This window comes from Stenotrophomonas sp. YJH_SMC_4 (assembly GCF_059371575.1).
Genome location: NZ_JCAFUR010000014.1, coordinates 39243 through 61140, shown reverse-complemented (window position 1 = coordinate 61140; position 21898 = coordinate 39243). Strand labels below are relative to the sequence as shown.

General features: G+C 66.9%; 21 protein-coding genes. 16 read left to right on the top strand and 5 right to left on the bottom strand.

What is annotated here, in order from left to right:
- The first annotated feature begins 161 nt into the window (after window positions 1–161).
- Window positions 162–1013, top strand: coding sequence for a pirin family protein (locus tag AC5P9F_RS16515; protein ID WP_033834360.1), 852 nt, complete (start codon window positions 162–164; stop codon window positions 1011–1013).
- Window positions 1014–1141: 128 nt separating this feature from the next.
- Here AC5P9F_RS16515 and AC5P9F_RS16510 read toward each other — a convergent pair whose 3' ends face one another.
- The 4 genes from AC5P9F_RS16510 to AC5P9F_RS16495 all read right to left on the bottom strand — a co-directional run bounded on the left by AC5P9F_RS16510 (window position 1142) and on the right by AC5P9F_RS16495 (window position 6216).
- Window positions 1142–1600, bottom strand: coding sequence for a hypothetical protein (locus AC5P9F_RS16510; protein WP_005410610.1), 459 nt, complete (start codon window positions 1598–1600; stop codon window positions 1142–1144).
- 195 nt (window positions 1601–1795) lie between these two features.
- Window positions 1796–2515 (bottom strand): aquaporin Z, encoded by a 720-nt coding sequence (gene aqpZ / locus AC5P9F_RS16505; protein WP_005414195.1) that lies wholly within the window; start codon window positions 2513–2515, stop codon window positions 1796–1798.
- Window positions 2516–2636: 121 nt separating this feature from the next.
- Entirely contained in the window at window positions 2637–3500 is an 864-nt protein-coding gene (locus AC5P9F_RS16500) for a pirin family protein (RefSeq protein WP_005410608.1), read from the bottom strand.
- 652 nt (window positions 3501–4152) lie between these two features.
- Entirely contained in the window at window positions 4153–6216 is a 2064-nt protein-coding gene (locus tag AC5P9F_RS16495) for a 3-hydroxyacyl-CoA dehydrogenase NAD-binding domain-containing protein (protein ID WP_024958698.1), read from the bottom strand.
- Window positions 6217–6451: 235 nt separating this feature from the next.
- Between AC5P9F_RS16495 and rpoE the strand changes: the two genes are divergently transcribed.
- The 9 genes from rpoE (at window position 6452) to recO (ending at window position 15120) form a co-directional block, all read left to right on the top strand.
- Window positions 6452–7072, top strand: a complete 621-nt coding sequence (rpoE, locus tag AC5P9F_RS16490) for an RNA polymerase sigma factor RpoE (RefSeq protein ID WP_005414197.1) — start codon at window positions 6452–6454, stop codon at window positions 7070–7072.
- A complete protein-coding gene (locus AC5P9F_RS16485) occupies window positions 7069–7950 on the top strand; it encodes a sigma-E factor negative regulatory protein (protein ID WP_076739745.1) in 882 nt (293 codons plus the stop codon). The genes rpoE and AC5P9F_RS16485 overlap by 4 nt, the downstream gene beginning before the upstream one ends.
- Window positions 7951–8024: 74 nt before the next feature.
- Entirely contained in the window at window positions 8025–9560 is a 1536-nt protein-coding gene (locus AC5P9F_RS16480) for a DegQ family serine endoprotease (protein WP_005410604.1), read from the top strand.
- A gap of 180 nt (window positions 9561–9740) precedes the next feature.
- Window positions 9741–11534: a translation elongation factor 4 gene (gene lepA / locus AC5P9F_RS16475; RefSeq protein ID WP_005410603.1), complete on the top strand. Its 1794-nt coding sequence runs from the start codon at window positions 9741–9743 to the stop codon at window positions 11532–11534.
- A 54-nt stretch (window positions 11535–11588) separates the two neighbouring features.
- The gene (gene lepB, locus AC5P9F_RS16470; RefSeq protein WP_005410602.1) at window positions 11589–12383 is read left to right on the top strand and encodes a signal peptidase I; all 795 of its coding nucleotides are present in this window, start codon (window positions 11589–11591) and stop codon (window positions 12381–12383) included.
- 52 nt (window positions 12384–12435) lie between these two features.
- Window positions 12436–12819 carry a DUF4845 domain-containing protein gene (locus AC5P9F_RS16465; RefSeq protein WP_005410601.1) on the top strand — a complete coding sequence of 128 codons (384 nt, stop codon included), beginning with the start codon at window positions 12436–12438 and terminating at the stop codon, window positions 12817–12819.
- Entirely contained in the window at window positions 12809–13489 is a 681-nt protein-coding gene (rnc, locus tag AC5P9F_RS16460; protein ID WP_005410600.1) for a ribonuclease III, read from the top strand. The genes AC5P9F_RS16465 and rnc overlap by 11 nt, the downstream gene beginning before the upstream one ends.
- A complete protein-coding gene (gene era / locus AC5P9F_RS16455) occupies window positions 13486–14382 on the top strand; it encodes a GTPase Era (RefSeq protein WP_005410599.1) in 897 nt (298 codons plus the stop codon). Before rnc ends, era begins: the two co-directional genes overlap by 4 nt.
- 18 nt (window positions 14383–14400) lie before the next feature.
- Complete coding sequence (recO, locus tag AC5P9F_RS16450; protein WP_005410598.1) at window positions 14401–15120, top strand: DNA repair protein RecO; 720 nt, start codon at window positions 14401–14403, stop codon at window positions 15118–15120.
- A gap of 672 nt (window positions 15121–15792) precedes the next feature.
- Here the strand turns inward: recO and AC5P9F_RS16445 are convergent.
- Window positions 15793–16521, bottom strand: coding sequence for a response regulator (locus tag AC5P9F_RS16445; RefSeq protein ID WP_005410597.1), 729 nt, complete (start codon window positions 16519–16521; stop codon window positions 15793–15795).
- Between the two features lie 127 nt (window positions 16522–16648).
- Between AC5P9F_RS16445 and rlmD the strand changes: the two genes are divergently transcribed.
- The 6 genes from rlmD to AC5P9F_RS16415 all read left to right on the top strand — a co-directional run bounded on the left by rlmD (window position 16649) and on the right by AC5P9F_RS16415 (window position 21863).
- Window positions 16649–17983 carry a 23S rRNA (uracil(1939)-C(5))-methyltransferase RlmD gene (gene rlmD / locus AC5P9F_RS16440; RefSeq protein WP_043035433.1) on the top strand — a complete coding sequence of 445 codons (1335 nt, stop codon included), beginning with the start codon at window positions 16649–16651 and terminating at the stop codon, window positions 17981–17983.
- 34 nt (window positions 17984–18017) lie between these two features.
- Window positions 18018–18503, top strand: a complete 486-nt coding sequence (locus AC5P9F_RS16435; protein ID WP_005414202.1) for a CYTH domain-containing protein — start codon at window positions 18018–18020, stop codon at window positions 18501–18503.
- Window positions 18504–18616: 113 nt separating this feature from the next.
- Window positions 18617–19312 (top strand): DsbA family oxidoreductase, encoded by a 696-nt coding sequence (locus tag AC5P9F_RS16430; protein ID WP_495231999.1) that lies wholly within the window; start codon window positions 18617–18619, stop codon window positions 19310–19312.
- A 160-nt stretch (window positions 19313–19472) separates the two neighbouring features.
- A complete protein-coding gene (gene nagZ / locus AC5P9F_RS16425; protein ID WP_005414204.1) occupies window positions 19473–20480 on the top strand; it encodes a beta-N-acetylhexosaminidase in 1008 nt (335 codons plus the stop codon).
- Window positions 20480–21034: a hypoxanthine-guanine phosphoribosyltransferase gene (locus AC5P9F_RS16420; RefSeq protein WP_005410592.1), complete on the top strand. Its 555-nt coding sequence runs from the start codon at window positions 20480–20482 to the stop codon at window positions 21032–21034. Before nagZ ends, AC5P9F_RS16420 begins: the two co-directional genes overlap by 1 nt.
- Window positions 21035–21116: 82 nt before the next feature.
- A complete protein-coding gene (locus AC5P9F_RS16415; protein WP_043035434.1) occupies window positions 21117–21863 on the top strand; it encodes an S-methyl-5'-thioinosine phosphorylase in 747 nt (248 codons plus the stop codon).
- Window positions 21864–21898: the final 35 nt, after the last annotated feature.

Here is a 21898-nt window from a genome sequence, read left to right as displayed (position 1 = left end):
TCAATTGGCACAGGACGAATCGGCGGTAGTACTTTGGTCGTACGCTTGTTGTGCTGACATGCAGCGAACATCAGGGATGGAACAATCGGTTGCGGCGCCGTCCATTGGCGTGCGGCCATGTGGCGTCCATCTTCAGTGGCATCCATCCAACAGGAGTCGCCATGAGCTTTCCCGAACCGGTCCGCGTACTGCGGACCATCCGTGGCATGCCCACCTCCGACGGTGCCGGCGTGCGCCTGACCCGCGTCATCGGCGGCCCGACGCTGCCTGACCTGGACCCGTTCCTGCTGCTCGATGAATTCGGCACCGACCGTGCCGAGGACTACATCGCCGGCTTCCCGGAGCATCCGCATCGCGGTTTCGAGACCGTCACCTACATGCTCGACGGGCGCATGCGGCATCGCGACAACCACGGCAACGAGGGCCTGCTTACCCCGGGCAGCGTGCAGTGGATGACCGCAGGCCGTGGCCTGGTGCATTCGGAAATGCCCGAGCAGGAAAGCGGTCAGATGCGCGGCTTCCAGCTGTGGGTGAACCTGCCGGCGAAAGAGAAGATGACCGAGCCGAAGTACCAGGAGTTCGCGCCCGAGCGCATTCCCGTGGTGCGGCCGGACGCCGGCGTGGAAGTGAAGGTGATCGCCGGCAACGTGGATGGCACGCAGGGCCCGATCGTGCAGCCGGCCACCGATCCGCTGTACCTGGACATCACGCTGGCCCCGGATCGCGCCTGGACCTATGCCTTGCCGGAAGGGCACAACGCCTTCGCGTATGTGTTCGAAGGTGCGGTGACGGTGGGTGAGCAGGACGCGGCGCGCGACGTCGCCCGCCAGGAACTGGCGGTGCTGGGCGGTGGCGAGCAGCTGCATCTGTCGGCCGGCAGCGAGGGTGCGCGGCTGATCCTGGTGGCTGGTCGTCCGTTGCGGGAACCGGTGATGCGCCATGGCCCGTTCGTGATGAACACGCGGCAGGAACTCATGCAGGCCTTCGTCGATTTCCAGGAAGGCAAGTTCTGAGGCGGTGCCGGCCGCTGGCCGGCGACTGCCTGCGGTCACGGCGGATCGAGGTGCCGGCCAGCGGCCGGCACTACCGTCAGGTCGGCTCGCATTGCGGGGATGCTGCAAGGCAGTCATCCCCGCCATCGTCAGTTCCCGGCAGCCACGGCCGACGGGGTCAGGCTCATCCCCTGCGCCAGCTGTTGCAGCGAACCCAGTTCCTGCGCGCTGTCCGGATACAGCGAAATCTGCGCGTAACGCCCTTTGTCGAGCTTGACCACGCTGATGCGGCGCTCGGCATAACCGGGCGGCTGCTGGCCTCCCAGATCGGGCTGGTACCAGTACAGTGATTCACCGCCGAAGCTGCCCTTTTCGTGGCGCAGCGAGCGGTTCAATGGAAGGTTGGGATCGCGTGCACTGAGCATCAGGCTCAGTACCTCGCGGCCATCGCTGGTGCTGGCACGGCAGACCAGGAAATCGGCCTGTGCCTGCTGTTGCCACTGCAGGCCGCTGTTGGCCGGCAATGAAGGACATTCGGTGGGAGCCTGCGCGGCGGCCTGGGCCGCAGCGAACAGCAGGCTCGACAACACTACAGGCGCGAACTTCATGCATCCCCCAAGGTGGTGTGTCGTGGCTCCGTCGGATGGACCGGCGGCCTTGGCATCCCATCCCCGGATGCCCCGCCGGCCGGCATGTGCACGGACGGTCAACTCAACCTTAACGGAACGTGAGCGATCGCACAAATTGCGGTTACAAGCGTAACCATTGCGGCCGAAGGTCGGCCGCAATGGTCCGCACAGGCCTCAGCGGTCGTTGCCGAGCCACTTGTAGATGATGCCGCCGATCGCACCGCCCAGCAGCGGGGCGACCCAGAACAGCCACAGCTGGCTGACCGCCCCGCTGCCGGCGAAGAAGGCCACGGCGGTGGAGCGGGCCGGGTTCACCGAGGTGTTGGTGACCGGGATGCTGATCAGATGGATCAGGGTCAGCGACAGGCCGATCGCCAGCGGCGCGAAGCCAGCCGGTGCCTTGCCGTGGGTGGCGCCCATGATCACGATCAGGAACACGGCGGTCAGCACCACTTCGCACAGGAAGGCCGCCGCCACGCTGTAACCGCCGGGCGACAGCGCACCATAGCCATTGCTGGCGAACGCACCGGCCTGGCTGCCGTCGATGGCGAAGCCGCTGGCCCCCGAGGCGATCTGCAGCAGGATGAAGCCGGCCAACAGGCCACCAGCCACCTGGGCGATGATGTACGGCACCAGGTCCTTGGTCGGGAAGCGGCCACCGGCCCACAGGCCGACGCTGACCGCCGGATTGAAGTGCGCGCCGGAGATATGGCCGAACGCATAGGCGCCGGTCACCACGGTCAGGCCGAAGGCGAGCGCCACGCCGAGGAACCCGATACCCAGCGGATTGCTGTCACCGCCGAACTTGGCGGCCAGCACCGCACTGCCGCAGCCACCCAGAACCAGCCAGAACGTGCCGAGGAATTCGGCGGACAAGCGTTTACCCATGCTCATGTGTTGCACTCCTTTGACGGTCGAAAATGTGATTTATGTCACATTTCAATGATCAGCGGGTGACTGTAGCGTCAACGCCGGGTGCAGGCATACACCTTCGGATGTGTGCAACACGCGATGTTCAGTACTGCGGCAGCGGGATGAATTCCTTGTCGTCGCCCGGAATGGTCCCGAAGCGGCCGGCCTCCCAATCGTGCTTGGCCTGCTCGATGCGTTCCTTCGAGCTGGACACGAAGTTCCACCACAGGTGACGCGGGCCATCCAGCGGCTCGCCACCGAACAGCATCGCCTTCACCGGCGTCTTCGCGCGCAGGCGGCCACGTGCGCCGGCTTCGGGAATCACCAGATGCTGTGCAGGGATGTCCACGCCATCCAGCTGTGCGTCGCCTTCGAGGATGTACAGCGCGCGCTCGCGGTGGCCGTCGTCGATATCGATTTCCGCATCCGGGTCGAGATCGATTGCCACGTTGAGGGTGTCGGCGAACACCTTCACCGGCGATTCCTCGCCATAGGCGCGGCCGGCGATGACGCGCAGCCAGGCACCGTTGCGACGCTGCTCGGGCAGGGTGGCCGCGGCATGGTGGTAGAACGCCGGTTCGATTTCCTCGTGCGATTTCGGCAGCGCCACCCAGGTCTGCATGCCATGGATCGGGTTGTCGTGATCGCGGTCCGGTTGCGGCGTACGTTCGGAATGGGCGATGCCGCGGCCAGCGGTCATCCAGTTGACGTCTCCGGGGCGGATCACCTGGTCCGAACCGAGTGTGTCGCGATGGCCGATGGCGCCCGACCACAGATAGGTGACGGTGGCCAGGCCGATATGCGGATGCGGGCGCACGTCGATGGCCGTGCCGGGGTGCATGAGTGCCGGGCCCATCTGGTCGACGAACACGAACGAGCCGATGCTGCGCGCCTGCAGGGTGGGGACGGCGCGACGGACTTCGAGTCCGCCGATGTCGTGCACGCGCGGGGCGATGATGGTGGTCATGCGGGCGTTCTCGCTGGCAAGGATCAGGAGATCAGCATCGCATGCGGCTGTGACGGGGACATGCCCCGTATGGGTAACAGGGTGTTCCAGCCAACGGCGCAGCCCCTCGTGGCTGTGGGGGGGGGGGGGGCGCTGAAGGCGGAAGCAAGATCAAAAGCCGCGCTTGGTCGGGCGGGTGGGTTGCGCAGGACACGCCGTAAACCCGTCCATGGGGGCTCGATGGCGCCATCCATGGCGCCAACGGTCCTGTGCAACCCACCCGCCCGACCTCTGACAGTTTCCGTGTGCGTCCAGCCACGGAGAAGAAAAAAGAAAATCAAGATCAAACGCCGGTCGCTTCGCTCCTGGTGGCGATCAAGGTCGACACCCACCAGTTCGTAATGATCCGTGCCGAACAAGGTCGACACCTACAGCCATCGCAGTTCACCCACCGTCACCGGGAAACTGTCAGGGGTGGGGCGGTGTCGGGTTGCGGGGTGTCCGCGGCATGGATGCCGCGGCCAAGCCCCCAAGGACGGGTTTACGGCGTCCCCGCAACCCGACACCGCCCCGCCAAACAAACAGAAAGGCCAGAGCCGCTTTGGCTCTGGCTTCTGCTGTGGAATTTGACGTTGCCTCTGCGGGTGCCGGGCCGCAGGCCCGGCCGATAAACTCAAACCACTGGTTCGCGGAGGGTGGGGTTGTCCCAGCCCGGGCGCGGGGCGAAACGGTCGCCGTGACGCTGCTGCAGTGCCTTCAGCCGCTCGACGATCGCATCGGCACCGACCGCACGGATGTGCTGGATCGGACCACCGCGGAACGGGGCAAAGCCGGTACCGAAGATCACGCCGGCATCCAGCAGGTCCGCATCGGCCACAACGCCTTCGTGCAGGCACGCCACCGCCTCGTTCAACAGCGGCAGGATCAGGCGGTCCTCCAGATCGGCCGGGGCCTGGTAATCGCTGGCCACGTCCGGCTTCTTCGGCTTGCCGTTTTCCCAGGTGTAGATGCCCTGGCCGTCCTTCTTGCCGCGCTTGTCCGGCTCCACCGTCTGCAAGGCTGCTGGAATCTGCAGGCCCAGGAACGGCGCCAGTTCGCGGCCGACGCCGGCGGCCACGTCCAGGCCGACGGTGTCGATCAGTTCGATCGGGCCCATCGGCATGCCGAACTTCACCGCGGCCCTGTCGATCACCGGGCCCGGAATGCCTTCGGCATACGCGGTGGCGGCTTCCAGCATGTAAGGGAACAGCACGCGGTTGACCAGGAAGCCCGGGCTGCCGGCCACCGGTACCGGGAACTTGCCCAGCGCCTTGCAGAACGCGGCCAGGCGGCGCTCGGTCTCCGGCGCCATGCCGTCGTGGTGAATGATCTCCACCAGTGGCATCTGCGCCACCGGGTTGAAGTAGTGCAGGCCAGCGAACTGCGCCGGGCGCTGGATGTGGTCGCGCAGTTCCACCAGCGGAATTGACGAGGTGTTGGTGGTCAGCAGCGCGTCCAGCTTCATCTTCGGTTCCAGCGTCTGGTACAGCGCACGCTTGGCTTCCGGGTTCTCGATGATCGCTTCGATCACCAGGTCGGCCTCGGCCACGCCGTTGCCTTCCAGGTCGGCACGCAGGCGCGCGGCCACGGCGGGGCGCTTGCTCTCGTCGCGCACCTTCTTGGCGAACAGCGCCTGCGCGCGCTCCATGGCGGGGTCGATGAAGCGCTGCTCGCGGTCCTGGAGAGTCACTTCAAAGCCCTTGTAGGCGGCCCAGGCGGCGATGTCACCGCCCATCACGCCGGCGCCGACCACGTGCACGTGGCGGATGCCGGAATCACCACCACCGAGGCCCTTCAGGCGTTCGGTGAGGAAGAAAATGCGGATCAGGTTGCGCGCGGTCGGGGTGCTGGCCAGCTTCACCACCGCGCGGCGCTCGGCGTCCAGACGCGCCTGGATCGGCTTGCCGCCACTGCGCTGCCAGGTGCTGATCAGCGCGTAGGGCGCCGGATACTGGTCCTTCTTGGCCTTGCGTGCGACCTGCTTGACCATCTGCGGTGCCAGCAGCGTGCGTGCCAGCCAGGTGTTGGTGGCCCAGGCCGTTGCGCGCTGCTTGAACGGGCGCGTGGTGCCGGACAGCGCCAGCGCCACGGCGGTGTCGAGCACCACGGCCGGTGCCACCACCTTGTCGACCAGCCCGATGCCACGCGCGGCCGAGGCCGACAGCGTACGGCCGGTCAGCATCATGTCCATTGCCGCTGGCGCGCCGACCAGCTGCGGCAGGCGCGCGCTGCCGCCCCAGCCCGGGAAGATGCCCAGCTGGGTTTCCGGCAGGCCGATGCGGGTGCTGCTGTCATTGGAGGCCACGCGATAGCGGCAGGCCAGCGCCAGCTCGGTGCCGCCGCCCAGGCAATGGCCGTGGATGGCCGCCACGGTGGGGCAGGGCAGCTCGGCCAGCTTCTGGTAAGTAGCCTGGCCGCGGCGGATGGCGTCGTTGACGGTGCCGCGACGGTCGAACTCCTGGAACTCCTTCAGGTCCGCCCCGGCAATGAAGCCGGCTTTCTTCAGCGACTGGATCACCACGCCCTTGGGCGGGTCCAGTGCAATGCGCTCAAGCAGGTCACCCAGCTCCAGCAGCACATCCTGCGACATGGCATTGACGCTGCTGTCCTGGCGATCCAGGGAGAGGACCACCACGCCGTCGTCGCGGATCTCGGGGTGCCAGTGGCTGAAGCGGAGACCATCGAAGCCTGAGAGCATGGACGTTCCATCCGGTTGTGTATGGAGAAGCGGCTATGATCCAGAGGTTGTTTCCCCCGCGTCAAATCCCAATAGCAGGGGAGTGGCGACCCCGGATCCATGGCCGTGGACCGGAACGCTAACGGAACGGTGGTTAAAAGCTGGTGCGGCGCCGGGTGATCGGCGACTGAACTTTTCCCGGGATTGGCAGTCTCATTGCCCGACGTCGGTTGGGCTGACAGGAGTGCGGCCCCTCATGGCCGAGGTTGATACACCACAGGAGCTGGATCTGGAACTGGTCCGGCGCGTGCAGCACGGCGAGAGCGCCGCGTTCGATGTCCTGGTGCGCAAGTACCAGCATCGCGTGGTGGCCCTTGTCGGCCGCTACATCGCCGACTGGAGCGAATGTCAGGACGTCGCCCAGGACACTTTCATCCGCGCCTATCGCGCGATCGGAAGTTTCCGTGGCGACGCCCAGTTCTCAACCTGGTTGCATCGAATCGCCGTGAATACCGCCAAAAACTACCTGGCTTCACACAATCGACGGCCACCGACCGATGACATCGACATCGGCGATGCCGAACAGTTCGACAGTGGTACGCGCCTGCGCGACACCGACACGCCCGAACGCGAGTTGATGCGCCAGGAGCTGGAACAGACGGTGATGAAGGCCGTCAACGCGCTGCCGGAAGAGCTCCGGTCGGCGATCACCCTGCGCGAGGTGGAAGGCCTGAGCTACGAGGAAATCGCGCAGAAAATGGGGTGCCCGATCGGCACCGTGCGTTCACGGATCTTCCGGGCGCGCGAGGCGATCGACACCGAACTCCGGCCGCTGTTGGACATCGGCAGCGCCACCCGTGAGAAGAGCCGCGTATGACCAGTAACCCGTTCAACGAATCGCAGAACCATCAATCGCCCGCCGGGCAGCGCCTGGACCAGCGCCATCGCGAGCAGCTGTCGGCCCTGGTCGATGGCGAGCTGGGCGCCGATGAAGCGCGCTTCCTGCTGCGGCGGATGGAGCATGACCCCGAACTGGCCGGCTGCCAGGAGCGCTGGCAGCTGCTGGGCGACGTGATGCGTGGGCAGGCGTCGGCACTGGCCCCGGCCGGGTTCAGTTCCGCCGTGGCTGCTGCCATCGCCGCCGAGCCTGCGCCGCAGGCCGCGCCGCGCCGTCAGGTGCGTCGCAGTGGCTGGCGGGCCTGGGGCGGTGGTGCCGCACTGGCCGCTTCAGTGGCAGCGGTGGCGCTGTTCATGGGCGGTGAGAAGCTGAAGGAAGCCACCCCGGGCGAGCCGTTGGCACCTCAGGTGATCGCCAGCCAGGCGGAGCTGCCGACCGTGCCGACCGATCCTGCCCCGGTTACCGAAGCCTCTGCAGACACGGCCGCGATGGCTGTGGCGGCGACTCCCGCCCTGGCGATGGCCACTGCCGGTCGCCGCCAGGACACCCGCCGCGCCAGTGCCACCCGCAGCCAGCAGGCCGCGCGTGCCGCCCAGCGTGAGGACGTGCCGCAACGCGCGGTGGCTGCTGCGCAGGCGCCGCTGACCCCGACCATACCGGCCAATGGCAGCCGCAACATGCCGTTTGGCGAGGTCGGTGGGCTGCAGGCGCGGCCGTGGCCGCGTTCCAGCCTGGCGCCTGCCGCCGGCGGCGCGCTCAATGCCAGCTTCCCGGCCCATACCGGTGGCGCCGCCTTCTACCCGTTCGAGCCGCGCCTGCAGGACGACCTGCCGGTGCCGCCGCGCCCGCGCGACTGAGCCGGGCGCTTTCACGCCCCGCCGTCAGCGGGGCCCGTATTCCTCTTTCCATCCGATCCGGAGGTTGCCGTCCGATGACTCCCCGACTCCGCACGCAGGCCATGGGCCTGTTGGCCCTGACCCTGCCGCTGGTGGCCTGCGCGCAGGCACCGGCTCCGGCCGCCCCGACCCAGGCTGCTCCAGCCACCGCGCCAAGGGCACCGGCACAGCCGCTGGTTACCGGCCTGCCCGATTTCACCAACCTTGTTGAACAGGTCGGGCCGGGTGTGGTCAACGTCGACACCACCATCGTCCGCACCAACCGCCAGGCTTCGCGGGGCCCGATGGGTGGTGACGACGACATGCCGGAATTCTTCCGTCGCTTCTTCGGCCCGGACTTCCCGATGCCGGGGCAGGGCCCGGGCGGCCCGGACGGTGGCCCCAGCATCAAGGGCCGCGGCATGGGCTCGGGCTTCATCATTTCGCCCGATGGCTATGTGCTGACCAACTACCACGTGGTGGCCGATGCCAGCGACGTGAAGGTCAAGCTGGGCGACAGCCGTGAGTTCAACGCCAAGGTGGTGGGCAGCGACCAGCAGTACGACGTGGCGCTGCTGAAGATCGATGGCAAGAACCTGCCGACCGTGCGCGTGGGTGATTCCAATACGCTGAAGCCCGGCCAGTGGGTTGTCGCGATCGGCTCGCCGTTCGGGCTCGACCATTCGGTCACCGCCGGTATCGTCAGTGCACTGGGGCGTAGCACGGGTGGCGCCGACCAGCGCTACGTGCCGTTCATCCAGACCGACGTGGCGATCAACCAGGGCAACTCCGGCGGTCCGTTGTTGAACACCCGCGGCGAAGTGGTCGGCATCAACTCGCAGATCTTCTCCGCCTCCGGCGGCTACATGGGCATCAGCTTCGCGATCCCGATCGACCTGGCGATGAGCGCGGTCGAGCAGATCAAAAAGAGTGGCAAGGTCACCCGTGGCCAGCTGGGTGCGGTGGTCGAGCCGATCGATGCGCTGAAGGCGCAGGGCCTGGGCCTGCCCGACAGCCGTGGCGCGCTGGTCAACCAGATCGTCGCCGGCAGTGCCGCAGAGAAGGCCGGTGTGCAGATCGGCGACGTGGTGCGTTCGGTCAACGGCAGCCCGGTCAACAGCTGGTCCGACCTGCCGCCGCTGATCGGTGCGATGGCACCGGGCAGCCGGGTCACGCTGGGGGTGATCCGCGACGGCAAGCCGCGCGACCTCAGCGCCACGCTCACGGCGCTGAGCGAAGACGGTCAGGGCAATGCCCGTGCGGCGTCTGCCGCCAGGCCCGATGCGGCACCGCAGGCCGGCGCCAATGCCCTGCTGGGCCTGGACGTGAGCGACCTGACCGCACCGCAGCGCAAGCAGTTCGGCCTGGATGGCAACGAAGGCGTGCGTATCACCGGAGTCAAGGGCCAGGCGGCGCGTGATGCCGGCCTGTCTCCGGGCATGGTGATCCTGCAGGTCGGCCGCACCCCGGTCGGCAGCGTGGAGAGCCTGAACCGGGCGCTGTCCAGCTACAAGAAGGACGACGTGGTGATGCTGCTGGTGCGCACCGGCAACGGCAACAGCGCCTTCGTGGCGGTCAAGGCCGGCCAGTAAGGCCTGCCGGGGCCGCTTCGGCGGCCCCTGTGTCTCCCCTGAAGCCCCGCCCTGGCGGGGCTTCGGCCTTTCCGGGCGGGGCCCGAGCAGTCCGCTTTCGCGGTGGGGCGCCGGGCATGCGATAATCGACCGTTACCCTGACGACGCCGCGCGCCGCCGCCACCTATGTCTTCTGATTCGATGCGGAACATCCGCAACTTCTCCATCATCGCCCATGTCGACCACGGCAAGTCCACGCTGGCCGACCGCATCATCCAGCTCTGTGGTGGCCTGCAGGCCCGCGAGATGGAAGCGCAGGTGCTCGACTCCAACCCGATCGAGCGCGAGCGCGGCATCACGATCAAGGCGCAGTCGGTGTCGTTGCCGTACCTGGCCAAGGACGGGCAGACCTACCATCTGAACTTCATCGACACCCCCGGCCACGTCGACTTCTCCTATGAAGTCAGCCGCTCGCTGGCCGCCTGCGAAGGCGCGCTGCTGGTGGTCGATGCGGCCCAGGGCGTGGAAGCGCAGTCGGTGGCCAACTGCTACACCGCGGTGGAGCAGGGCCTGGAAGTGGTGCCCGTGATCAACAAGATCGACCTGCCGACCGCCGACATCGAGCGCGCCAAGGCCGAGATCGAGGCCGTGATCGGCATCGACGCCTCCGACGCCGTGCCGGTCAGTGCCAAGACCGGCCTGAACGTGCAGGACGTGCTGGAAGCGATCGTGCATCGCATCCCGCCGCCGACACCGCGCGACACCGAGAAGCTGCAGGCGCTGATCATCGACTCCTGGTTCGACAACTACCTGGGCGTGGTCTCGCTGGTACGCGTGATGCAGGGCGAGATCAAGGCCGGTGACAAGCTGCAGGTGATGTCCACCGGCCGCAACCACCAGGTCGACAACGTCGGCGTGTTCACGCCGAAGCGGAAAGTGCTGCCTGCGCTGCGTGCCGGTGAAGTGGGCTGGGTCACCGCCAGCATCAAGGACGTGCACGGTGCGCCGGTCGGCGACACCCTGACCCTGGCCGGCGACCCGGCACCGAAGCCGCTGCCGGGCTTCCAGGAAATGCAGCCGCGCGTGTTCGCCGGTCTGTTCCCGGTCGATGCCGAAGATTACCCGGACCTGCGCGAAGCGCTGGACAAGCTGCGCCTGAACGATGCCGCGCTGCGTTTCGAGCCGGAAAGCTCCGAGGCGATGGGCTTCGGCTTCCGCTGCGGCTTCCTGGGCATGCTGCACATGGAAATCGTGCAGGAACGCCTGGAGCGCGAGTACAACCTGGACCTGATCAGCACCGCGCCGACGGTGGTGTATGAAGTCCTGAAGACCGATGGCTCGATCATCAACATGGACAACCCGGCCAAGCTGCCGCCGGTGAACCAGGTCGAGGAGATCCGCGAGCCGATCATCCGTGCCAACGTGCTCACTCCCGAGGAGTACATCGGCAACATCATCAAGCTGTGCGAAGAAAAGCGCGGCAGCCAGATCGGCATCAACTACCTGGGCAGCCAGGTGCAGATCAGCTATGAGCTGCCGATGGCCGAGGTGGTGCTGGACTTCTTCGACAAGCTGAAGTCGGTCAGCCGTGGCTACGCCTCGCTGGACTACCACTTCGTCCGCTTCGACGCCGGCCCGTTCGTGCGCGTGGACGTGCTGATCAACGGCGACAAGGTCGACGCACTGTCGCTGATCGTGCACCGCAGCCATGCCGACCGTCGTGGCCGTGAGCTGTGCGAGAAGATGAAGGACCTGATTCCGCGCCAGATGTTCGACGTCGCCATCCAGGCTGCGGTCGGCTCGCAGATCATCGCCCGTACCACGGTCAAGGCCATGCGCAAGAACGTGCTGGCCAAGTGCTATGGTGGCGACGTTTCGCGCAAGAAGAAGCTTCTGGAAAAGCAGAAGGAAGGCAAGAAGCGCATGAAGCAGGTCGGCCGCGTGGAGATCCCGCAGGAAGCGTTCCTGGCCGTGCTGCAGATGGACAACAAGTAATCCCGCACCGGCCCTGCGGGGCCGGTCGTCCGGTGACGTTGCAAAGGACCCTGAATGAAACTGTTTGAGATCCTCCTGGTCGTGCTGACCCTGGCCTCGGGCCTGATCCTGCTTGCGGACAAGCTGTACCTCGCCAAGCGTCGCGCCCAGCGCGCCGGCCTGCTCGATTCCGAGCCGGTGCTGGTGGATTACTCGCGTGCGTTCTTCCCGGTGCTGGCGATCGTGCTGATCGTGCGCAGCTTCATTGCCGAACCGTACAAGATCCCGTCCAGCTCGATGATGCCGAACCTGCTGATCGGCGATTTCATCCTGGTCAACAAATTCTCCTACGGCCTGCGCCTGCCGATCAGCAACACCAGGATCGTGCCGTTCGGCGAGCCCTCGCGTGGCGACGTGGTGGTATTCCACTTCCCCGGCCACAGCGACAACGACCCGGCCAAGGGCGAGAACTTCATCAAGCGCGTGATCGGCGTGCCGGGTGACACCGTGGTCTTCGAAGGCGACGGCGTGATCCTCAATGGCGAGCCGCTGAAGTACGACAACAAGGGCATCTACGCCGGCCACAAGGGTCAGGGCGAAGGCGCCAACCTGCTGGTCGAGCACCTGCCGGGCCGCACCCACACCGTGCTGGAGACCGACTACCCGCGCGGCCAGGGCCAGTGGACGGTGCCGGCCGGCAAGTACCTGGTGATGGGCGACAACCGCGACAACAGCGACGACGGCCGTTTCTGGGGCCTGCTGCCGGAGGAGAACCTGCGCGGCAAGGCCTTCCTGATCTGGCTGAACTGCCAGGGCTGGTTCTGCAAGGATGGCTTCGAGCCGTCGCGGATCGGCTCGAGCATCAACTGATCGGGCATCAACTGAGTACCTTCACATCCAACGCGTATCTGGGGAGAACGCAATGAAGACGATGAACACGCAGCGCGGCATGACCCTGACCTCGTTCCTGACGGTCCTGATCGTGGTCGGTTTCTTCCTCTACATCGGCATGAAGCTGTTCCCGATGTACCAGGAGTACTACGCCGTGCGCTCGGCGATGAAGAGCCTGGCCAACGAGCCGGGCGTGGGCAGCATGGAGCCGTCGCGGATCCAGGACCTGTTCTTCAAGCGCCTGTACATCAACTACTCGGACAATGTGAAGCCGGCCAACGTGAAGTTCGACCGTCGCGACAATGGCTGGACCCTCAAGGTCAACTACGAAGTGCGTCGCCAGCTGATCGGCAACCTCGATGTGGTTGGCAAATTCGATTCTTCCCAGGACCTGACACGAAGCGGTGCCCAGTAAATTCATCCAACGTGGCGACCTGATCGGTCATGCCTTCAGCGACCCGGCCCTGCTCAAGCAGGCGCTGACGCATCGCAGTGCCGGTGCGCCGCACAACGAGCGCCTGGAGTTCCTCGGCGACAGCATCGTCAACATGATGGCGGCCGAGGCGTTGTACCGACGCTGGCCCAAGGCTGACGAAGGGGCGATGACCCGTGCCCGTGCCGAGCTGGTGCGCGAAGGTGCGTTGGCGGTGATCGCGCGCACCCTGCAGTTGGGCGAGCGGCTGACCCTGGGCCCGGGCGAAATGAAGTCCGGCGGTCATCGCCGCGACTCGATCCTGGCCGACGCAGTGGAAGCCGTGGTGGCTGCGATCTACCTGGATGCCGGCTTCGAGGCCTGCCGGGCGGTGGTACTGCCCTGGTTCAGCGCTTCGATCGAGGCGCTGCCGGCCTCCGGCCGCCCCGAGAAGGACCCCAAGACCCGCCTGCAGGAATGGCTGCAGGCCCGACAGAAGGCGTTGCCGCAGTATGAACTGGTGTCAGAATCCGGTGACGACCATGCCAAGCACTTCCGGGTACGCTGCAACGTAGCCGACCCGGCCGCCAGCACCGAGGGCGAAGGCGCCTCGCGGCGGCTTGCCGAACAACAGGCGGCTGCGGCCGTCCTAGAACAACTGGATTCCAAGTGAGCGAACAAACTCCTCATCATTGCGGCAGCGTGGCCGTCATCGGCCGCCCGAACGTGGGCAAGTCGACCCTGACCAATGCCCTGGTCGGTGCGAAGGTCAGCATCGTTTCCAACCGTCCGCAGACCACGCGCCATCGCCTGCTGGGCATCGCCACCTACCCGGAAGGCCAGCTGGTGCTGGTTGATACCCCCGGCCTGCACAAGGTGCAGAAGCGGGCGATGAACCGGGTGATGAACCGTGCCGCGCGCGGCTCGCTGGAGGGCGTCGATGCCGGCCTGCTGGTGATCGAGGCCGGTCGCTGGGATGAAGAAGACAGCCTGGCCTTCAATGTGCTGCGCGATGCCGGCATTCCGGTGGTGCTGGTGGTCAACAAGATCGATCGCCTGAAGGAAAAGGGCGCGCTGCTGCCGTTCCTGCAGCAGGTGACCGAAGGCCGTGATTTCGCTGCCGTGCATCCGATCTCGGCGCAGAAGCGCAATGGCCTGGAAGCGTTGGTGCGCGACGTGCTGAAGCTGCTTCCGGAAGCGCCGCCGATGTTCGGCGAGGACGAGATCACCGACCGCAGCCAGCGTTTCCTGGCCGGCGAGCTGGTACGCGAGCAGCTGATGCGCCAGCTCGGCGAAGAGCTGCCGTACGCCACCACCGTTGAGATCGAGCGCTTCACCGAGGACGGCAACCTGCTGCGCATCGGCGCGGTGATCTGGGTCGAGCGCGAAGGCCAGAAGGCCATCGTGATCGGCAAGGGCGGCGCCCGCCTCAAGGAGATCGGCGCCAAGTCCCGCCTGCAGATGGAGCGTCTGTTCGGGGCCAAGGTGTTCCTTGAGACCTGGGTGCGCGTGCGTGAAGGCTGGTCCGATGACGAGGCCGCGCTGAAGGCCTTCGGTTACGAGTAAGCCGTTGCGGTCGCTTCGATGATGATCGAGGACGACACCGGCTTCGTGCTGCATGCGCGGGCCTACCGCGAGACCAGCCTGCTGGTCGAGGTGTTGAGCGCGCAGCATGGCCGCGTTGGCCTGCTCGCGCGTGGTGTGTCAACCGCGAAGGGCCAGGTGCTGCGCGCTGCCCTGCAGCCATTGCAGTGGATCCGCTTCAGCGCCCAGCAGCGCGGTGAACTGGCCCAGTTGCGCGGCGCTGAAGCGCTGGATGCGGCCCCGCGCCTGGTCGGCCAGGCGATGCTGGCCGGCTTCTATCTGAGTGAACTGACCCTGCGCCTGGCACCTCGCCAGGATCCGTTGCCTGAGTTGTATCTGGCCTATGGCGAAGCGCGCGCACGGCTGGCGGTCGGTGCCGGCCTGGCCTGGACGCTGCGTCGTTTCGAGCGCGAGCTGCTGACCGCGCTGGGCCTGGGTTTCGAACTGGACAGTGCCAGCGACGGCCAGCCGATCGACCCGGCCGCGCGCTACGAGCTGGACCCACAGGAAGGCGCGCAGCGCCTGCTCAGTGAGCGCGGTGGGGAACGCCGGGCGGCGGCCACTGGCTCGGCGCTGCTGGCGTTGGCGGCCGACGAAGAGCCCGCTGCCGCCGACCTGGCCAGCCTGCGCCTGCCGATGCGGCGGGTGCTGGCCCATCACCTCGGGCCACGCGGCCTGAAGTCCTGGGAAATGCTCGAGCAGCTCGCGCCCCGCAGGTAGGGGGTGTTCGGCAGGGCTTGCAGCCCTGCACCTGCCGAGGCCAAAGCAACAGCAACAACATGCATTCCGTGGGATGGCGGGGTGGGTCCGGTTGAGGGGGACGCTGCAAGTCCCCCTCCGGGGTCCGGCCCAGCCGCTGGCGGCTGTGCGTTCGGGCGCTTGCGAAGCAGTGCTTCGCAAGCAAAGCGCCCTCACCCATGTAAGCTCGGTCGCCGCTTGCTCGTGTGCGCTGTCCTGCGCACACGGCAAGACCGGGGTTGGGGGTCCTGCCCAACCCGCCCGAGGCATGCCTCGGGCCCATGCGGCTCACGCCCCCGCAACCGGACCCACCCGCCTTCGACAGATTCTTGCGAGCTGTGGGAATGGCATGGGGTCGGATCCGTTCTCCACAGGAAAACGGATCCGACCCCAGATTGATTTCGATATCTGACAGAGATTCATCCACGCGTGGCGTGGATCTACCAGACACCGGGAAATTGTCAGGGGTGGGGCGGTGTCGGAGGGCGGGGTGTCAGCCGCATGGATGCGGCTGCCAAGCCCCCATGGACGGGTTTACGGCGTCCCCGCACTCCGATACCGCCCCGCCACCCCACGGAATGCCAGCTTTTGCTTTTGCTGTTGCCTTGGCCTGAAGCCTCTGCGGGTGCAGGGCGCAGCCCTGCCGAAAAACCCTCAATGCAGCAGGGCCGCCACCGCGTCGCGGAACCCCGCCTGGGCCTGCCCGGACTCGGGCGCATGATGCAGCTGCCGCACCGCCCGTCCCAGCCGTGCCGCGCCGACAAACCCACAGCTCGCCTGCAACCGGTGCAGCTGGCTGCGCAGCTGGCGCTCGTCGTGCTGGTCCACGGCCTGCTCGACCGCGTCGCGTACGCCCGGCAACTCGGCCAGGAACAGCTCGCGCAGCGCGATCAAGTGGTTGCGCTGGCCATTGAGCGCGGCCAGTGCCGCGGTCTCGTCCCAGTCCTGCACCTGCAGCTCGACCGCTGCCGGAGCCGGGGCAACGGAGATCCCCGCCGGGCTGTTCACCAGTGCCCGGCGCACGGCCTTCAGCAACTGGTCGCGGCCCAGCGGCTTGACCAGCGTGTCGCTGAAGCCAGCTTCGCGCAGGCGGGCATGGATGGAGGTGTCGCCATCGGCGGTATGCGCCAATGCCGGGGTATCGGGGTGTGAACGGCGCAGTTCACGCAGCAGCTGCGCGCCATTGCCGTCCGGCAGGTTGACGTCGATCAGCCACAGGTCATGCGCGCCGGGCTCGGCGCTGGCCAGCGCGCTGGCCAATGAATCTGCGGTGTCCACGTCCGCCGGTAACGTTTCCAACGCCGCTTTGAAAAAACCGCGGCTGATGATGTCGTCCTCGACAAGCAGGAAGCGGGGCCGGCTGGCCCGCGGGGTCATCTGCATCAGGGCTGCCTCCATGTCAGCTGCTGCAATCATCAAGCACGGCGGCGGCGGGCGCAAGCGGGTCCGGACCCTGCCAGTCAGGATCTGCGACAATGTGCCCCCATTTTTGCCCGCAGCCTGTTGCCACGTGGCCCGATCCCGCTCCCGCATCGACCGTACCCCGTTCCAGACCGAGATCCTCGACCTCAGCCATGATGGTCGCGGTGTCGCCCGCCGTGAAGGCGAGGGCGGCAAGGTCACCTTCGTCAGCGGCGCCCTGCCGGGCGAGGTGGTCATGGCCGAACAGACCGCCCGCAGCCGCCATTTCGACGAGGCACGCACGGTGGAAGTGCTGCAGGCCTCGCCCCAGCGCGTGACCCCGAAGTGCCCGCATTTCGGTACCTGCGCCGGCTGCGTGCTGCAGCACCTGGACGAAGACCAGCAGATCGTCGCCAAGCAGCGCGTGCTGATGGACAACCTGGAGCGGATCGGCCATGTGAAGCCGGGCACGGTGCTGGCGCCGCTGGTCGGCGAGAGCTGGGGTTATCGCCGCAAGGGCCGCTTCTCGGTGCGCCGGGTCGAGAAGAAGGACAAGACCCTGGTCGGTTTCCGTGAACAGGACCCGCGTTTCGTCGCCGACCTCAGCCAGTGCCTGACCGTGATCCCCGAGATCGGTACCAAGGTCGAGGCGCTGTCCACCTTCATCGAATCGCTCGATGGCAAGCGCGACATCCCGCAGATCGAGTTCATCGCCGGCGATCAGGCGGTGGTGCTGACCGTACGTCACCTGCAGCCGCTCAGCGATGCCGACCGCGCCGCCTGGGCCGCCTTTGGCCAGCAGCATGGTTTCGTGATCTACCTGCAGTCCGGCGGCGTGGACACCGTGCAGCCGCTGGACGGGCAGGGCGTGCCGCTGTCGTTCCGGTTGGCGCCTTGGGACGTGGAACTGGCGTTCCGCCCGCTGGACTTCATCCAGGTCAACGCCAAGCTCAACGAAAAGATGATCGCCCACGCCCTGGACCTGCTTGAGCCGGGCGAGGACGAACGCGTGCTTGACCTGTTCTGCGGCCTGGGCAACTTCACCCTGCCGCTGGCGCGCCGCGTGCGCGAAGTGGTGGGTGTGGAAGGCGATGCCGGCCTGGTCGCGCGTGCCCGTGAGAATGCCGTGCGCAACGGGCTGGCCAACGCCCAGTTCTTCAGCGCCGACCTGACCCAGGACCAGCGCAGCACGCCGTGGATGCGCCAGGGCTTCGACAAGCTGCTGCTGGACCCGCCGCGCTCGGGCGCCATCGAAGTGCTGCAGCAGCTGCCGCTGAAGCAGTTCAAGCGCATCGTCTACGTCAGCTGCCACCCGGGTTCGCTGGCGCGCGATGCCGGCTATCTGGTCAACGAACAGGGCTTCACCCTGGTCAGTGCCGGTGCGATGGACATGTTCCCGCACACCGCGCACGTGGAGAGCATCGCGGTGTTCGAGAAGCGCTGAGCGGCTGTCATCACCCATGGCGCATAATCGCGCCATGGGCATTGAAATCGAACGCAAATTCCTGGTCATCAACGATGGCTGGCGATCCGCTGCGCACCGGGTGATCCCGATGGCGCAGGGCTACATCAACGACATGGGCGCGCTGGATCGCGGTACCCAGAACGCCTCGGTGCGCGTGCGTATCGAGGGCGACCATGCTGCGCTAAACCTGAAGTCGCGCACCATCGGCCACACCCGGCAGGAATTCGATTACCCGATTCCGGTGGAGGACGCGCGCGCGCTGCTGGCGCTGTGCGTGGGTGGCCTGATCGACAAGCGCCGCCATCTGGTCGAGCACGCCGGCCTGACCTGGGAAGTGGACGAGTTCCTCGGCGACAACGCCGGCCTGGTGGTGGCCGAGGTGGAACTGGACAGCGCCGACCAGGCCATCCAGCTGCCGGACTGGGCCGGCGCGGAAGTCACCGACGACGCCCGCTACTACAACGTCGCGCTCGCCAGTCATCCCTATTCACAGTGGTGAAACCCTGAAAAGGGGACGGAGGGGATTAAGTCGTCTTTACCCCGCCTGTGCGGAAAGCGACTTAATCCCCTCCGTCCCCTTTTTTCGGCGGGGGCGGGCCCCATGTCGGTGGGATGAGAATCGACATCTACTCCGACGTGGTCTGTCCCTGGTGCTGGATCGGCAAGCATCGTTTCCAGCAGGGCGTGCAGTTGCTGGGCGCCGATGCGCCTGAACTCGATATCCACTGGCAGCCGTTCCAGCTGGACCCGGACGCGGACGACACCCCGGTGCCGCTGCGCGAGGCCTATGTGCGCAAGTTCGGTGGCGTCGAGCGCACCGAGCAGATCCTCGGCCAGACCCAGACCACGGCGCGTGCGGAAGGCCTGCGGATGGACTTCAGCCGGGGCCAGGTGCGGGTGACCACGCTGCCGGCACATCGGGTGCTGTGGCTGGCCGGCCAGCACGGCGTGCAGGACGCGGTCGGGGAGGCGCTGTTCCGCGCCCACTTCGAGCTTGGCCAGAACCTGGCGGACAGCGCGGTGCTGATCAAGGCCGGTGTGGCGGGCGGCCTGGACGGCGGCGAAATCGCGCAGATGCTGGCCTCCGACCGCGGCCTGGCCGAGGTCGAAGCCAAGCTGGCGGAGGCGCATGCGCTGGGCATCTCCTCGGTGCCGACCTTCGTCATCGATGGAAAGTGGGCCATTTCCGGGGCGCAGCCCCCCGAGGCCTTCGCCAACGCCCTGCGCCAGATTGCCGCCGAACAGGGCGCCCCGGCCACCCCGGCTGGCGACGACGAGGCCTGCGGCCCGGACGGCTGCAAGGTCTGAGCAGATCGGGGTCAGAGCCCCTGCGGGGATCCGGCCCCGGGGTCAGATCCCCGCAGGGGCTCTGACCGCACACTCCCCTTTTTCTGACCACTGCGCCTGTCGGCCGGTTCTGCGACAATGCGGCACTGCGCCATGCGGGCGCGCGTTGTGGAGATCGACCATGCTGCTGATCGGCGTTGCCGGCACCGAACTGACCGCCCAGGAACGTGACTGGCTGCAGCACGATGCCGTGGCCGGGGTGGTGCTGTTCAAGCGCAACTTCGCCTCCCGCCAGCAGGTGACCGATCTGAGCGCGGCGATCCGCGCCGCCGCGCCGCGCCCGCAGCTGATCTGCGTGGACCAGGAAGGCGGTCGCGTACAGCGTTTCCGCGAGGGTTACAGCGATCTGCCGCCACTGCAGGACATTGGTGCCCTGTATGCCACCGACCCGCAGCAGGCCTTGGCATTGGCCGAACGGCACGCCTGGCTGATGGCCAGCGAGGTACGCGCCAGCGGCCTGGACCTGAGCTTCGCGCCGGTAGTCGATCTTGGCCGTGGCAACCGGGCCATCGGCAACCGCGCCTTCAGTGAAGACCCGCAGGTGGTGGCCGCGTTCACCGCCGCCTACGTGCGTGGCATGCACTCGGTCGGCATGGCCGCCACGCTCAAGCATTTCCCCGGCCACGGCACCGTGCTGGAAGACACCCACGTCGATACTGCGATCGATCCGCGCGCGCTGGACGAGCTGCGCGCGCAGGACCTGGTGCCGTTCCAGGCCGGCATCGCCGCCGGTGCCGATGCGGTGATGATGGCGCACGTGATCTACCCGCAGATTGCGCCTGAACCGGCAGGTTACTCGCCGCGCTGGATCCAGGACATCCTGCGCGGCGAGCTCGGCTTCCGTGGCGTGGTGTTCTCCGACGACATCGGCATGGCCGCCTCGCACAGCGCCGGCGGCGTGCCGGCGCGCGTGCACGCCCATCTGGACGCCGGCTGCGACGTGGTGCTGGTCTGCCACCCGGAGCTGGTCGATGAAGCCCTGCACGCGGTGCAGGGGCGCTCCCTCAATACCGCTGCGCTGCTGGGCCTGATTGGCCGCGGCGCGCTTGGCTGGGATGGCCTGCTGGCCGATGCCCGCCATGGCGACACCCAAACCCGTCTGCTTGAAACCCTTGGAAGAACCGTCTGATGCCCAACCTCACCATTTCCCAGGCCCTGGCCCAGGCTGACCTGCTGGTCGACCGCCCCACCATCGACAAGGCCATCGCTGGTATCGCCGACGCCATCGCGCGCGACTACAAGGGCGAGGTGCCGCTGTTCCTGTCGATCATGCACGGCGCGCTGCCGTTCGCCGGCCAGCTGGCGCTGGAACTGGGCGCGCGCGGCCAGGACGTGCAGTTTGATTACCTGCACGCCACCCGTTACCGCGGTGAAACCACCGGCGGCGACCTGGTCTGGAAGCACAAGCCGGCCACCTCGCTGTTCGGCCGCCGCGTGCTGCTGGTCGACGACATCCTTGACGAGGGCTACACCCTGCAGGGCGTTCGCACCTGGTGCCTGGAACAGGGCGCAACCGACGTGCGCATCGCCGCGATGACGGTGAAGAAGCACGACCGCGCGCTGCCGGACGTGACCGCCGACTACGCCGGCATCGAACTGCCGGACCGCTACGTGTTCGGCTTCGGCATGGACGTCAACGAAACCCTGCGCTGCGTGCCGGCCATCTACGCGATGAAGGAATAACGGCGCAGCCGCCCGCGGCGCGTCTTCTTCTGCCGCCGGCATCCTCGGGTGCCGGCGTTCGTCTTTTCATGGAGTGCTTCGAATGCAACAGATCGCCCTGGCCGTGATCGGCGGTACCGGTGTCTACAACCTGGCCAAGCTTGACGACGTGCAGACCCACGAGGTCGACACCCGCTTCGGCCGCCCGTCCGGTCCGGTGCGCGTGGGCACGCTGCTCGGCCATCGCGTGGCGTTCCTGGCGCGCCATGGTGAAGGCCACTCGCTGCCGCCGCACAAGATCAACTACCGCGCCAACCTGGCCGCGCTGCAGCAGCTGGGCGCGCAGCGCGTGTTGGCGTTGAACACGGTCGGTGGCATCACCGAGAACTTCGGCCCGCGCGTGCTGGCCTGCCCGGACCAGATCATCGACTACACCTGGGGCCGCATCAGTACCATCTGTGAAGAAGAGGGCACCAATGTGGTCCACGTCGATTTCGGCCACCCGTACACGCCGATGCTGCGCAGCAAGATCCTGGCGGCGGCCAAAGTGACCGGCGTCACGGTCCATGACGGTGGCTGCTACGGCGCAACGCAGGGCCCGCGCCTGGAAACCATCGCTGAAATCGCCCGCATGCGCCGCGACGGCTGCGACCTGGTGGGCATGACCGGCATGCCGGAAGCCGCGCTGGCACGCGAACTGGGGCTGGATTACGCCTGCCTGGCGATCATCGCCAACTGGGCTGCCGGCTGTGGTGATGGCGAGGAGATTACGATGGCCGAAGTGCTGGCCAACGTACAGGCGGCCAGCAACGGACTTCCGGAACTGGTGGGCGAATTGGCGCGGGGGTGATTGTCTTCCCCGAGCAAGCTTTGCATACTCAGCTT